Annotated in this window: 14 protein-coding genes; 9 read left to right on the top strand and 5 right to left on the bottom strand. The window is 62.6% G+C overall.

Annotated elements, in window-relative coordinates; translation table 11 throughout:
* Positions 1-152: 152 nt before the first annotated feature.
* Complete coding sequence (gene dnaK, locus JNE37_RS08525) at positions 153-2,060, bottom strand: molecular chaperone DnaK (protein WP_182398861.1); 1,908 nt, start codon at positions 2,058-2,060, stop codon at positions 153-155.
* Between the two features lie 209 nt (positions 2,061-2,269).
* Positions 2,270-2,605 (bottom strand): hypothetical protein, encoded by a 336-nt coding sequence (locus JNE37_RS08520; protein ID WP_246513587.1) that lies wholly within the window; start codon positions 2,603-2,605, stop codon positions 2,270-2,272.
* A gap of 180 nt (positions 2,606-2,785) precedes the next feature.
* Between JNE37_RS08520 and JNE37_RS08515 the strand changes: the two genes are divergently transcribed.
* Genes JNE37_RS08515 through JNE37_RS08505 form a run of 3 tightly spaced genes read left to right on the top strand, consistent with a single transcriptional unit; the run spans position 2,786 to position 5,737 of the window.
* Complete coding sequence (locus JNE37_RS08515) at positions 2,786-4,588, top strand: aminodeoxychorismate synthase component I (RefSeq protein WP_203065948.1); 1,803 nt, start codon at positions 2,786-2,788, stop codon at positions 4,586-4,588.
* A 60-nt stretch (positions 4,589-4,648) separates the two neighbouring features.
* On the top strand, positions 4,649-5,077 hold the full coding sequence (locus JNE37_RS08510; RefSeq protein ID WP_203065947.1) for a hypothetical protein: 429 nt from the start codon (positions 4,649-4,651) through the stop codon (positions 5,075-5,077).
* A 21-nt stretch (positions 5,078-5,098) separates the two neighbouring features.
* Entirely contained in the window at positions 5,099-5,737 is a 639-nt protein-coding gene (locus JNE37_RS08505; RefSeq protein WP_182398858.1) for a nicotinamidase, read from the top strand.
* 36 nt (positions 5,738-5,773) lie between these two features.
* Here the strand turns inward: JNE37_RS08505 and grpE are convergent, their stop codons facing one another.
* Both grpE and hrcA read right to left on the bottom strand, forming a co-directional pair.
* Positions 5,774-6,382 carry a nucleotide exchange factor GrpE gene (gene grpE / locus JNE37_RS08500; RefSeq protein WP_035033848.1) on the bottom strand — a complete coding sequence of 203 codons (609 nt, stop codon included), beginning with the start codon at positions 6,380-6,382 and terminating at the stop codon, positions 5,774-5,776.
* A gap of 61 nt (positions 6,383-6,443) precedes the next feature.
* Positions 6,444-7,541, bottom strand: coding sequence for a heat-inducible transcriptional repressor HrcA (gene hrcA / locus JNE37_RS08495; RefSeq protein WP_343073232.1), 1,098 nt, complete (start codon positions 7,539-7,541; stop codon positions 6,444-6,446).
* A 132-nt stretch (positions 7,542-7,673) separates the two neighbouring features.
* Here hrcA and rph point away from each other — a divergent pair, with 132 nt between their 5' ends.
* The 3 genes from rph to hemW are packed head-to-tail and all read left to right on the top strand — an operon-like array spanning position 7,674 to position 10,202.
* Positions 7,674-8,390, top strand: coding sequence for a ribonuclease PH (rph, locus tag JNE37_RS08490; protein ID WP_182398857.1), 717 nt, complete (start codon positions 7,674-7,676; stop codon positions 8,388-8,390).
* Entirely contained in the window at positions 8,390-9,055 is a 666-nt protein-coding gene (locus tag JNE37_RS08485) for a non-canonical purine NTP pyrophosphatase (protein ID WP_035090089.1), read from the top strand. The genes rph and JNE37_RS08485 overlap by 1 nt, the downstream gene beginning before the upstream one ends.
* Complete coding sequence (gene hemW, locus JNE37_RS08480; protein WP_203066465.1) at positions 9,042-10,202, top strand: radical SAM family heme chaperone HemW; 1,161 nt, start codon at positions 9,042-9,044, stop codon at positions 10,200-10,202. The genes JNE37_RS08485 and hemW overlap by 14 nt, the downstream gene beginning before the upstream one ends.
* An 8-nt stretch (positions 10,203-10,210) precedes the next feature.
* Here hemW and JNE37_RS08475 read toward each other — a convergent pair whose 3' ends face one another.
* Entirely contained in the window at positions 10,211-11,440 is a 1,230-nt protein-coding gene (locus JNE37_RS08475) for a penicillin-binding protein activator (RefSeq protein WP_203065946.1), read from the bottom strand.
* A gap of 88 nt (positions 11,441-11,528) precedes the next feature.
* Here JNE37_RS08475 and rsmI point away from each other — a divergent pair, with 88 nt between their 5' ends.
* Genes rsmI through gshB form a run of 3 tightly spaced genes read left to right on the top strand, consistent with a single transcriptional unit; the run spans position 11,529 to position 13,726 of the window.
* Complete coding sequence (gene rsmI, locus JNE37_RS08470) at positions 11,529-12,431, top strand: 16S rRNA (cytidine(1402)-2'-O)-methyltransferase (protein ID WP_246513585.1); 903 nt, start codon at positions 11,529-11,531, stop codon at positions 12,429-12,431.
* Positions 12,400-12,768 (top strand): YraN family protein, encoded by a 369-nt coding sequence (locus JNE37_RS08465; protein WP_035033841.1) that lies wholly within the window; start codon positions 12,400-12,402, stop codon positions 12,766-12,768. The genes rsmI and JNE37_RS08465 overlap by 32 nt, the downstream gene beginning before the upstream one ends.
* 10 nt (positions 12,769-12,778) lie before the next feature.
* On the top strand, positions 12,779-13,726 hold the full coding sequence (gene gshB / locus JNE37_RS08460; protein ID WP_203065945.1) for a glutathione synthase: 948 nt from the start codon (positions 12,779-12,781) through the stop codon (positions 13,724-13,726).
* The last annotated feature ends 56 nt before the right edge of the window (positions 13,727-13,782 follow it).

Below are 13,782 nucleotides of genomic sequence, written 5' to 3'. Positions count from 1 at the left end.
CGCAGTTGGGCTGAGTTTGGGCAGGCCCATGGCAGGATCGGGGTAAGATGGTGGCCAGGACGGCAGGTGATTCACGTGAAACTTGATCGCGCGCCCAAAAGAAAAGGGGCCGACGCTTGCGCGCCGGCCCCTTCACATCAGGTGTTCGGACCTTAGGCCGACTTCTGGTCGTCGTCCTTGACTTCGGTGAAGTCGGCATCGACCACGTCGTCGTCCTTCTGGCCTTCGCCCGAAGCAGAGGCTTCGGCCTCAGCCTGGCTGGCCTTGTACATGGCTTCGCCCAGCTTCATGGAAACCTCGGCCAAAGCCGCGGTCTTTTCCTTGATCACTTCAGCATCGTCGCCCTCAAGCACACCCTTGAGGCTCGTAATCGCCGCTTCGATGGCGCCCTTATCCTCGGCCGAAACCTTGTCACCATAATCCTTGAGCGACTTTTCGGTCGAATGGATCAGGCTCTCGCCCTGGTTCTTGGCTTCGACGGCTTCGCGCTTCTTCTTGTCAGCGTCGGCGTTCTGCTCGGCTTCCTTGACCATGCGCTCGATATCGGCGTCCGAAAGACCACCCGAGGCCTGGATGCGGATCTGCTGCTCCTTGCCGGTGCCCTTGTCCTTGGCCGAGACCTGTACGATGCCGTTGGCGTCGATGTCGAAGGTCACCTCGATCTGCGGCACGCCGCGCGGTGCGGGCGGGATGCCGGTCAGGTCGAAATTGCCGAGCAGCTTGTTGTTGGCCGCCATTTCGCGCTCGCCCTGGAAGACGCGGATGGTAACCGCGCCCTGGTTGTCCTCGGCGGTCGAGAAGGTCTGGCTCTTCTTGGTCGGGATCGTGGTATTGCGGTCGATGAGTCGGGTGAAGACACCACCAAGCGTCTCGATGCCCAACGACAACGGGGTCACATCGAGCAGCAGCACGTCCTTGACGTCGCCCTGCAGCACGCCGGCCTGGATGGCGGCGCCCATGGCAACCACTTCATCCGGGTTGACGCCCTTGTGGGGTTCCTTGCCGAAGAAGTTCTTGACCGTCTCGATGACCTTGGGCATGCGCGTCATGCCGCCCACGAGCACAACCTCGTCGATCTGCGCAGCGGTGACGCCGGCATCCTTGAGGGCCTGCTTGCACGGCTCGATGGTCTTGGCGATGAGGTCATCGACAATGGCTTCGAGCTTGGCGCGGGTGAGCTTGAGGGTCAGGTGCTTGGGACCGGAAGCGTCGGCCGTGATGAACGGCAGGTTGATTTCGGTCTGCGTGGCGCTCGACAGCTCGATCTTGGCCTTTTCCGCAGCTTCCTTGAGGCGCTGCAGAGCGAGCTTGTCCGAGCGCAGGTCGATGCCCTGCTCCTTCTTGAACTCGTCGGCCAGGTAGTCGACGAGGCGCATGTCGAAGTCTTCGCCGCCAAGGAACGTGTCGCCGTTCGTCGACTTCACTTCGAAGACGCCGTCGCCGATTTCCAGCACGGAAATATCGAAGGTGCCGCCGCCAAGGTCATAGACCGCGATGGTGCCGGTGTTCTTCTTGTCGAGCCCATAGGCGAGCGCGGCCGCCGTGGGTTCGTTGATGATGCGCAGGACTTCAAGGCCGGCGATCTTGCCGGCGTCCTTGGTGGCCTGGCGCTGCGAATCGTTGAAATAGGCCGGAACGGTGATGACGGCCTGCGTCACGCTCTCGCCGAGATAGCTTTCGGCGGTTTCCTTCATCTTCTGAAGGATCATGGCCGAGACCTGGCTGGGCGAGTACTTGGTGCCGTGGACTTCCACCCAAGCGTCGCCATTGTCGCCTTTGACGATCTTGTAGGGGACCAGGTGCTTGTCCTTTTCCACCATCGGATCGTCGTAGCGACGGCCGATCAGGCGCTTGACCGCGAAGAGCGTGCCTTCCGGGTTGGTGACAGCCTGGCGCTTGGCCGGCTGGCCCACAAGACGTTCGCCATCGCTGGTAAATGCGACCATGGAGGGCGTCGTCCGCGCACCCTCGGCGTTTTCGATCACTTTGGGATTCTTGCCATCCATCACTGCTACGCAGCTATTGGTGGTCCCCAAGTCGATACCGATTACTTTTGCCATTTGCTTAGCCTCTCTTTCAGCAGACCCGATCTGGAACCCCGTCAAAGGCAGCTCCTTGACCGCTAGTCGGGCCGGGTCCCTATAGATTGCAAAGTGCCCGTTTTGCGGGCCTGGCGCTGATATAGGGGCAAGGCCAAACGCCTTCAAGCATTCGCGAGGAGGAAATACCAGGCGGCGCCGCTTGGTTCCAGCGGCGCCGCACGCGGCGACTAGTTATCCGAGAGTGTGTACTCACCCAGCGAGCACAGGTCGATCTCCTCACGCACGAATTCGCTGCCGTCCTCGAACACGAACTTCATGTCATAGACGCACTGGTCCGAGCCGTCGGCGATAGTGACATCGGCCTGGGTGCCCGCTGTCATGACGTCTTCACCCAGCACGTCTTCCTGCCAGTCATCGACATTGGCCGGGGACGTATAGAAATTGGCGATGTTGAACGAGGATGCGTTGGTGAGCGTGAAGGTCAGGTCCTCCGCCTGGGCGGTGGCGGGCATGGCAAGCAGCGCCAGAGCGGCAAGGCCACCCATGATGATGTTCTTTGACATCTTGGATAATCCCCAAAAGCCGGTGCGAAAAGCCGCGCCGGCAGCGTGCTTCTGACCGGTTTCCACCGATTGCGCCAGCACCTGGCGCGCCTGGCCCCAGGATTATCGCTCGCCTGCCAAAAGCCTCATGCTTTTTTGTCATTGCGCAAATCAGCGTGGCCCGATTTGGTGCCCTCCGACATGTTGACGCCCGGCACGATCCTCTTCGATGACGCGCGGCCCCAAGGGGCCGCCTCCAGCCTGCTGTTTTCGGCTCCGCGCGAGGTATTGGTCGCCTATACTGCGGCCGAAGCCCAGGCCGCGCTTACTCGGCTGGAGACCGCCCGGCGCGAAGGCCTTTGGTCCGCAGGCTATTTCGCCTATGAACTGGGCTATCTCTTCGAGGAGCGTCTCCACCACCTTTTACCAACCCGTTCGTCCTCACCACTTCTTTGGCTGGGTCTTTACGATGGCCCCGCGGAAGTCGACTCTCGCATATGGCTGTCCGAGGCTGGCGTGGGTGGTATAGCGCGGGTTGAGGATATTGTGCCCCAGCGCAGCTTTGCCGACTACCGACCTGCCTTCGACAGGGTCAAGGAGCACATCGCGGCCGGCGACACTTACCAGATCAACCTCACCTTCAAGGCGCGTTTCAGCTACGAAGGCGATGCCACAAATCTTTATGGCCAATTGCGGCAGCGCCAGCCTGTGGCCTTCGGCGCCCTCATCGATTGTGGCGACCATCAGGTGCTTTCGGTCTCGCCCGAACTCTTCATCCAGAACCGGAAGGGCCAGCTTTCCGCTCGTCCCATGAAGGGCACCATGGCTCGCGGTCGTACTTTGGCCGAGGACGAGGCCCAGCGCCGCGCCCTGGCCACCGACATCAAGAACCGTGCTGAAAACCTCATGATCGTCGATCTCCTGCGCAACGATCTGGCGCGGGTTGCCGAAATGGGAAGCGTCACCGTCACCGATCTCTTCACGGTCGAAACCTACCGAAGCCTCCACCAGCTCACCTCCGGTATCACCGCGCAATTGCGCGAAGAGCTCGGCTTTTCCGAAGTCCTGGCTGCACTGTTCCCATGCGGATCGATTACCGGCGCACCCAAGATCTCCGCCATGGAAATCATCGCAGCCAACGAAACGGGCCCACGTGGCGTCTATACTGGCGCCATCGGCTATGTCGCGCCTGATGGCGATTTCTGCCTTTCGGTGGCCATCCGTACACTCGTGCTCGACGGCAAGGGGAGCGGCGAGATCGGCGCGGGGGGCGGCGTTGTCGCCGATAGCCAGGCCGAGGCTGAATACGAGGAGGCTCTGCTAAAACTCAAATTTCTGGCGCAGGCAGAACCACCTGCGCTCATCGAGACCATCCTTTGGCAGCCCGGCTCGGGCTTTGCACTCCTTGAGCGCCATCTGGCGCGCCTTGCCGAATCCGCCTCCTATTTCGGCATTTCACTTTCTGACAATGCTGCTCTGACGGCGCTCGAAGAAGCCGCATCCGGCTACGAAAGCGACATGCGAGTGCGCCTATTGCTGGATGCCGATGGCACCCTTTCAATCAGCGCAACAGCGCTGCCCCCGCCAGTGCCTACTCCCAGGTCATTTCGCTTCGTCCTGGCGGAAGAGCGTGTCAATTCGGCCAATCCTTTGCTCTTCCACAAGACGACCGCCCGGGCCTTCCTTGATGATCCCCGTAAGGTGGCAGCGGAAAAGCTCGGTGTCGACGAAGTCGTTTTCCTCAACGAGCGCGGCGAATTGACTGAAGGCTCGATCACCTCGCTCTTCCTCGAACGTCAGGGCGTGCTGCTGACACCTGCGCTCGATTGTGGCCTATTGCCCGGGACCTTAAGGGCAGAATTGCTGGCCCAGGGCAAGGCGCGCGAGGCCGTGTTGACGCCTGAAGACCTCGGGACTGCGGACGCAATTTTCCTGGGCAATTCCGTGCGCGGCCTCATGCCGGCTCAATGGCTTGGTACCGCCCAGCCCATCGAAATGACATAAAGACCGGGCTTGTTCCCCGACAAGGGAGCGCCCCCGCTACCCAAAGCAAAGGACTGATTTATGCGTATTCTCACCGGCCTCACCATCGCTGCCCTCCTCGCGACGGCCGCTCCGGCTTTCGCTCAGGCAGCGACGGAGACCCCGGCGGCTCCGGCAGCGGAAGCCCCGGCTGCGGCCGCTCCCACCGTGCCTGCCACGCCTGTCCCCGAGGGGGTGACCCCGGAAGCGGACAAGCTTCTGTGGTGCGGCCATGCGCTCAACTTCGCCTCCGGCTTCGCCAAGGAAGCTGGCGATGAGGATGGCGCCAAGGCCATGCTCGAAAATGGCGGCAAGCTCATCGAGCAGGGTTCGACCCTCCTCAAGGACCTCGCTCCCGAAAAGCTCGAAGCGGCTAAGTCGGTCTATGTCGAGCAGATCAAGCTCGAGCTTGCCGGCACCGGCGAAAATGCCAAGTTCACCTACGACGAGTGCATGACGCTCGTTCAGTAACCAGCTGGTATGGGGCTCGCAATGGAATTGGATATTGGAGCGGATGACGCCCTGATCGTGGTGGACCTGCAGGTCGATTTCCTGCCGGGTGGTCGCTTGGCCGTGGCTGATGGCGACAGCATCGTCGCGCCCATCGAGGCGCTTGCCGACCGCTTCGCCAACGTGCTGCTGACGCAGGATTGGCACACGCCGCACCATATTTCCTTTGCGAGCTCGCATCCCGGACGCCAGCCCTTCGAGCTGATTACCCTGGATTACGGCCCGCAGGTGCTCTGGCCTGACCATTGTGTCATGGGTACCCGCGGAGCCGAGATTGTCTCCTCCGCGCTGCTCGCCAAGGCGCAACTCGTCCTGCGCAAGGGCTATAACGACAGCGTCGATTCCTACTCCGGTTTCCGGGAGGCCAATCGCAGCACTTTGACTGGTCTTGCCGGCTATTTGCGAGAGCGTGGTTTGAAGCGTCTCTTCATCACCGGCCTCGCCACCGATTTCTGCGTCAACTGGACAGCGCAGGACGCGGCAGCCAACGGCTTTGAGACGATCGTGGTCGAAGACCTGACACGTGCCATCGACACCAACGGCTCGCTGGCGAGCGCCCGTGGCGACATGGACAAGGCCGGAGTCCACAGGATCAGTCAGGCCGAGCTTCTGGTCGGATAAATGAAAGGCCGCGCTGTTCGCGCGGCCTCTTTTCTTTCAGGCGCTCTTGTCGACGCCGCCTTCGGGCGCTTCCCCGATATTGACGATCTTGGGGCCGCCCTTGGAGACGCCCACCATTGCCGGGCGCAGCACGCGGTCGCCAATGGCGAAGCCCGCCTGCACCACCTGCACCACCGTGCCCTCCGGGCGCGACGGATCGGGCACTTCGAACATTGCCTGGTGGCGGTGGGGATCGAACTTCTGGCCTTCAGCCTCGATCGGCTTGACGCCGTGCTTGGCCAGGAGCCGCTGCATCTCTCGTTCGGTCATCTCGATGCCTTCGATGAGCGAAATGAGGGTCGAATCGCTCGACTGCCGGGCTTCTGCAGGCAGGCTGGAGAGTGCGCGGCTGAGCGAGTCGGTAGCCGTCAGCATGTCGCGGGCAAAGCCGGCAATGGCGTAGGTGCGCGTATCGGCGATCTCACGCTCCGTGCGCTTGCGCAGGTTTTCCATATCCGCGACGGTGCGCAGCAGTTTGTCCTTGAGATCGGCAACCTCTGCCTGCAGCGCCTCGGAGACATCGACTTCGGGAGTCGTGGCCCCAGCGCTCTCGGTCTTGGCCGTTTCGTCCGGCGCGCCGTGCGCCGTGGTTTCGTCACTGGTCATTACGATTTCCGCATCTGGGTTTGGTCTGTTGCCCCGCATATCGGCCAAGAGCGGGATTTTTTCAACCCTGGCGCGCCTTTCGCGCCATCATGGCCGAGATGACATTGGCCGTATAATCAACAACGGGGACGATACGTGCATAGTTCAATCGCGTCGGCCCGATAACGCCGAGCACTCCCACGACCTTGTCGTTGGCGTCCTTGTAGGGCGAGAGGATCACCGAAGAGCCGGAGAGCGAAAACAACTTGTTCTCCGAGCCGATAAAGATGCGCACGCCCTGTGCGACCTCGGCATCCCCCAGGAGCTCGATCAGGCCGTCCTTGCTTTCTAGCTCATCGAAAAGCTGTCGCATCCGGTTGAGGTCGTCCGATTCCATTGTCGCGTTGAGCAGGTTTGCCCGTCCGCGTACGATCACGGTCGGCAGCGATGAATCCGAAGTGGTCGAAAGCGTCGCCAGGCCCTCTTCGACCAGCTTGCGGGTCAATTCATCGAGTTCGGAAAGCTGCTCGGCGCGTTGCTGCTTGAGCGCCGCCCTGGCTTCGCGCAGCGTGCGACCGACGACGAGATTGGCGAGATAGTTGCTCGCTTGCGTCAGCGCCGAGGTCGTGAGGCCCGGCGGCAGCTGAACGATGCGGTTTTCCACCTGCCCATCCTGCCCGACAAGTACCGCCATGGCCCGGAAGGGATCGAGTCGCACGAATTCGACATGCTTGAGGACGAGGTCGGCCTTGGTGGCGATCACCACGCCGGCTCCATGGCTGAGCCCCGAAAGCAGCTGACTGGCTTCGGTAAGCAGATCTTCGACGCCGCCAGCTTGGGCGCTGCCTTCGATATGCTTGGAGATTTCCTTGCGCTCGCGCTCGTCGACTGCGCCCACTTCGAGCATCGCATCGACGAAAAAGCGTAGTCCCTGCTGCGTAGGCGCGCGGCCGGCCGACGTATGTGGTGCCGCGATCAGGCCCAGCTCCTCCAGGTCCGCCATCACATTGCGTACGGAAGCTGGCGAGAGCGACAGGTCCAGCATGCGCGAGAGGTTGCGCGAGCCGACCGGTTCTCCGGTTTCGAGATATCGTTCGACCAGTTTCCTGAAAATGTCCTGGCTGCGCGAATTGAGCGCGGAGAGGAAGTCTTCCGAAACTTTTGGCATGCGCGGGGACAAGTGGGCCTTCCCTGTTAACGATCTCTCCTCATTTAAGGGCAAAGCGGTGGTCCGCCAAGCCGCTCAACCTTGTGGTCGCCGCCCATGAGGGTTAAGAGGCGGTTAACGATCCAGTTTCCAGGTGATTTGCCCATGCGCCCTTCCGGACGCGAGCCCTCCCAGATGCGTGCCGTGACCCTCGAGCGCAACATTGCTCCCAAGGCTGAAGGCTCTTGCCTCGTGGCTTTTGGCTCGACACGCGTGCTGGTCACCGCTTCGGTTGAAACCTCGCTTCCCTCCTGGCGCCGCGGTCAAGGCCTGGGCTGGGTCACCGCCGAATACGGCATGCTGCCCCGCGCCACCGGCACTCGTACCCGCCGCGAAGCCACCGCGGGCAAGCAGTCGGGCCGTACCCAGGAAATCCAGCGCCTCATCGGTCGCTCGCTACGCGCCGTGGTCGACATGGCCGCGCTGGGCGAAAACCAGATCACCATCGACTGCGACGTGCTTGAGGCCGACGGTGGCACCCGCACCGCCTCGATCACCGGCGCCTATATCGCCCTCGCCGACGCCATTTCCTGGATGAACGAGCGTAAGCTGACCAAGGCCAATCCGCTACGCGATACTGTGGCCGCGGTTTCCTGCGGTATCTATCGCGGCACGCCGGTCCTTGATCTCGACTATCTCGAGGACGTGGAAGCCGAGACCGACGCCAATTTCGTCCTCACCGGCTCGGGAAAATTCGTTGAAATCCAGGGCACGGCCGAACAGAACCCGTTCAGCCGCGAAGAACTCGATACCCTCATGGGCCTGGCCGAAAAGGGTATTTCGGAACTGACCGTGCTGCAGAAGACGGCGCTGGGGGGCTGATGGCACCGAATATTACGCTCAAGTCCGGAGATCGGCTGGTTGTGGCGACCCACAATGCCGGCAAGCTCGTGGAGTTCCGCCAGCTCTTCGAAAGCCTGGGCGTCGATCTCGACCTGGTTTCCGCCGGCGAACTCGGCCTGCCTGAACCCGATGAGACCGGCACGACCTTTGCCGAGAACGCCCGCATCAAGGCTCATGCCGCCTCGCAGGCTTCTGGCCTTGTGGCGCTCTCCGACGATTCCGGCCTTTGTGTCGACGCCATCGGTGGCAAGCCGGGTGTCTATACCGCCAATTGGGCTGGCGTCCGTCCCGATGGCGGGCGTGATTTCATGGTCGGTATGCGGCGCGTGGAAGATGCGCTCCAGGCGGCCGGCGCTTCGACGCCCGCCAAGCGTCGCGGCTCATTCAATGCCACCCTCTGCCTTGCCTCTCCCGATGGGAGTGACGATCTCTACGTTGGTACCGTGGAGGGCACTCTCGTCTGGCCGCCGCGCGGCGATAAGGGTTTCGGCTTCGATCCGGTCTTCATGCCGGATGGCTACGACATCACGTTCGGCGAGATGCCGAGCGAAGATAAGCATTCCTGGTCGCACGGCAAGGCCGGACTCTCGCACCGCGCCAAGGCGTTCGCCAAGCTCGTGGAGACCGCCATTGAGCGTGGATAGGTTCAACAACCTTTTCGGCGTCTACATCCATTGGCCGTTCTGCGCGGCCAAGTGCCCCTATTGCGACTTCAATTCCCACGTGCATCGCGGCCCGTTCGACGAGACCGAGTATCTCAAGGCCTATCAGCGTGAGATAGCGGCGACAGCGGCCCGCATTCCGGGCCGCAAGGTGCAGTCCATCTTCTTTGGTGGCGGCACGCCCTCGCTGATGAACCCCAAGACCGTAGCCGGCATCCTCGACGCCATCGCCAGTCACTGGGCCGTGGACGACAATGTCGAGGTCACGCTCGAGGCCAACCCGACCAGCGTCGAGGCCGACCGCTTCCGCGGCTACAAGGCTGCCGGCGTCAACCGCGTCTCCCTTGGCGTCCAGTCCCTGCGTGAAAAGCCGTTGGCCGAGCTCGGTCGTCTGCATACGGTCGATGAGGCCATCGCCGCAGTCCGCCTTGCTCAGTCGATCTTCCCGCGTTCGAGCTTCGATCTCATCTATGCCCGTCCCGGCCAGACGCTCGAAGACTGGGAGGACGAACTCAAGGAAGCGCTTTGGCTCGCCCAGGGTCATATCTCGCTCTACCAGCTAACCATCGAGCAGGGAACGCGCTACTTCGATCTTCATCGCGCCGGTAAGCTGAAGATGCCGAGCGAGGATCTTTCGGCCGATTTCTACGAGATGACGCAGGAGCTCGCTCGCTCCGCCGGCATGCCCGCCTACGAAATCTCCAACCACGCCCGCCCTGGCCAGGAAAGCAAGCACAACCTGACCTATTGGCGCTATGGCGAATATGCAGGCATCGGCCCCGGGGCCCATGGCCGCCTCGTGGTCAACAACGAGCGCCATGCTACCGCAGCCGAGCGCATGCCGTTCGAATGGCAGAAGCTGGTCTCGTCCCGCGGCCAGGGCCTCGTGACCGACGACGTTCTCACCTGGGAAGAACAGGGCGACGAATTCCTCGTCATGGGCCTGCGCTTGCGCGAAGGCATCGACCCGGACCGCTACGCCGCCCTTTGCGGCCGCCGTATCTCCGAGCGTCAGATCAACACCCTCAAGGGCTATGGTTTCGTCGAAACCTTGCCCAATGGCTATATCCGCGTGACCGACAAGGGTTGGCCGGTGCTCGACGCTGTCGTGGCAGACCTGGCGGCGTAGCTCTGGGGTTAGAGCTTTGCCCCATCCACTACGCTGGCACCGCCCCCGCCAATGCGCTTGATCACCAGCGCATACTGACTGCGCCCATCGGCGAGGAACCGGAAAACCCCGTCGCGACCGGTAAAGCCCGACTGGCTGGTCAGCACCGCCCGATCGAACTTCGGCGCGCTAAGCGACAGCCGGGAATTGTTGACGAGGATCACGGCTGTATAGGCGATGGTCGCAAGCGGCAGCGGCTGCGTGCCAAAGCGCGCGACGTATTCTGGTGTGATCGCCCGCAACCCTGCATCGTCTACCGCTGGGAACACGGCGCCCGAAAGCGACGGAATGCCAAAAAGCTCGTTGGCTCCTGTCCACTGGCTTGATCCGAGGATCAGTCCTGGCTTGACGCCGGTCGCACCCAGTGCTGCGGCAACCCGGCCGGCGCTCTGCCGGTCTGGCAGGTACAGCGCATCGACGCCTTTCTCCTGCGCCAGCCGCTGCATCGCTGCCGTCAGCTCCCCATCGTTGGAGAACGAGAGACTCGGTCCCGCCGTCAGGCCGAGCTCGAAAACACCCTGCTCGAACGCCGCCTTGTGTACTGAGCCGAGATTGGTTGCTGGAAACAGCCCGGCGACTCGCCGCTTGCCTTGAGCCTTGGCATAGGACAACGCCCGTCGCACCTCGACTTCGGGCAGCACGCTAAGGAGATAGACGCCTGGCCCTGCGGCGGCCCCATTGCTCGAAAAGGCAATCATCGGCAGGTTGGCACTACGTGTTATCATGCTCGCCGGCCCCACCTGATCGCCCATCATGGGACCTAGCACCAGGCTCGCTCCTTCAGCCACCGCCGCCTGCGCTTGCCGAGCCGCGCCATCGGCGCTCGTTCCGGTATCCCGCAGCGAGAGCGAGATGTTGTCAGCGATCTTGGGATTGGATTCGATATAGCTCATGGCCAGTCGGGCGCCATTGGCCATGGCCTGTCCGGCTGCCACCATCGATGGGTCTCCGCTCAGCGGCAGTAACAATGCTACCTTGACTGGACCACGTCCGATGGCTTCTGCATTGGCCACGGCCGCGCCCATCGGCGCGATCTGCCGCTGCATGCTCGGGAAAGCCTGCTGCTGCATCGCTCGCGGCTGGCCCGGAATCGTACGCAAGGCATCCAGATCCAGCCCACCGATCGAGCACGCCGCTAGCACCGCGCCGAGGAGGCACGATGCGATGAGCTTGCAAAGGCGAGCGCTTCCGGCGATCACTGGATCAAGGCCTTTTGCGGGAACAGGAGTTTTCCGCGAAAAGAATGGAAGAGGCCGCTTAACACCATCCTAATCCAAGGAATTGCTCTTGCCCGACGCCAAAGCCCCCCGCACCACCGGCTATTTCATCGGCGGCGCGAGCTTTGCGGCACCGCCCCTGGCGCCGGGGCTGTATGTAGTTTCGACCCCCATCGGAAATTTGCGCGACATCACCATCCGGGCCCTCGAAACCCTGGCCGCCGCCGACCAGGTGCTCTGCGAGGACACGCGCATGTCCGCCCGCCTCCTTGATCACTATGGCATCCGCACTCCGCGCAAGGCATTGCACGAGCACAATGAGCGTGCTCGTGCCGAGGGCATCGCCGCCGAAGTCGCTGCGGGCAAGGCGATCGCCCTCATTTCCGACGCCGGCACGCCCCTCCTTTCCGATCCCGGTTTTCCGTTGGTGCGCGCCCTGCGCGAAGCCGACCTGCCGGTCTTTGCCATTCCTGGCCCATCCGCCCTGCTTTCCGCCCTCGCTGTCGCAGGTCTCCCCACGGACGCCTTCTCCTTCATCGGCTTTCTTCCAACCAAGGCCGGTGCGCGTGGCAAGGCGCTGGCGGCGCTTGCTGGGCGCACCGAAACGCTGGTCTTTTACGAATCGCCCCGTCGCCTCGATGATGCTCTGGCTGCAATGGCCGAGCATTTGGGCGCCGACAGGCAGGCCGCCGTTGCCCTCGAACTCACCAAGCGCTTCGAGCGTGTCAACCGCGGCGCGCTCGGCGAACTGGCCGCACACTTCGCCGGCGAGGAAACCAAGGGAGAGGCCGTCATCATCGTAGCCGGTGCCGAGGAGCCGGCGGCGCCTGCCGAGGCAGATTGGCTGGGGGCGCTGGAAACTGCGCTCGCCGACCAGCCCCTCCGCGGCGCCGTCGATGAGGTGGCTGCGCGTTTCGGTCTCAAGCGCAAGGAAGTCTACGATGCCGCCCTCGCTCTCAAGGCAGCGCGCTGAGCGGGCAGGCCGGCGCGCCGAAGCGCTGGCCGCGTGGTTCCTGCGGCTGAAGCTTTATTCGATTCGCGCCCGGCGCTTCCGCACGCCGGTGGGCGAGATCGATCTCGTCGCCTCGCGCTTCGGTGTGACGGTATTCGTCGAGGTCAAGTCGCGCGGTGGCAACGCCCATGAACTGGAGGCCTTCGAGGCCGTAGACCAGCGTCGCATCGCTCGCGCCGCGGAATATTACCTCGTCCGCAATCCCGGCCTTGCGGATTCTCCGCTACGGTTCGACGTGATATTCCTTGCGCCCCGCTCCTGGCCACGCCACGTCGTCAACGCCTTCCAAGCCTATTAGAGAGAAAGACATGAGCCTCAAAGTCGCCGTGCAGATGGACCCCATCGCCTCGATCAATCCGCGTGGCGATTCGACTTTTGCCATGATGCTGGAGGCTCAGGCGCGCGGGCACGAGATCGTCTACTATACGCCCGACACGCTGGGCCTGCGCGACAATCGGGTCTCAGCCAGCGTCGCGCCCGTCAAGGTCTTCGATAAGCCCAAGGGTGAGCATTTCGAGCTAGGCGAATTTTCGCGCATCGATCTCTCCACCTGTGATGTAGTCCTGATGCGCCAGGACCCGCCCTTCGACATGAACTACATCACGCTCACGCACCTGCTTGAGCGCATCCACCCGAAGACTCTGGTCGTCAATCCGCCGGCTGCTGTCCGCAATGCGCCCGAAAAAATCCTCGTCACCGAATTTCCGGAACTGATGCCGCCGACCCTCGTCACCAAGGATCGCGATCTCATCTATGCCTTCCGCAAGGAGCACGGGAATATCATCGTCAAGCCGCTTTACGGCAATGGCGGCGCAGGCGTCTTCTTCATCCAGGAGGGCGATCACAACCTCGCCTCGCTCCTTGAACTCTTCGACCAGAACTACCGCGAACCCTACATGATCCAGCGCTACCTCCCCGAGGTGCGTAACGGCGACAAGCGCATCATCCTTGTCGATGGCGAACCGGTGGCCGGTCTAAACCGCATTCCGGCGGAAGGCGAGGCGCGCTCCAACATGCATGTCGGCGGACGGCCCGAGCTGTCTCCGCTCACTGAGCGCGAACTCGAGATTTGCCGCACTATCGGCCCGGCGCTGAAAGAGCGCGGCATGATCTTCGTCGGTATCGACGTCATCGGTGATTACCTCACCGAGATCAACGTCACCTCCCCTACTGGCATTCGCGAGATCAAGCGGTTCGGCGGACCCGACATCGCCGTCCTCATCTGGGACGCTATCGAGAAGCGTCGCGCCGCCTGACCGACCGCGTCAATGGGGACCGAGGCCATGTCGTGCCTCGGTTCCGCCGCAGGCTA

Source organism: Paradevosia shaoguanensis (assembly GCF_016801025.1).
GTDB classification, from domain to species: Bacteria; Pseudomonadota; Alphaproteobacteria; order Rhizobiales; family Devosiaceae; genus Paradevosia; species Paradevosia shaoguanensis.
This window is presented reverse-complemented; position numbering and strand designations above follow the sequence as displayed.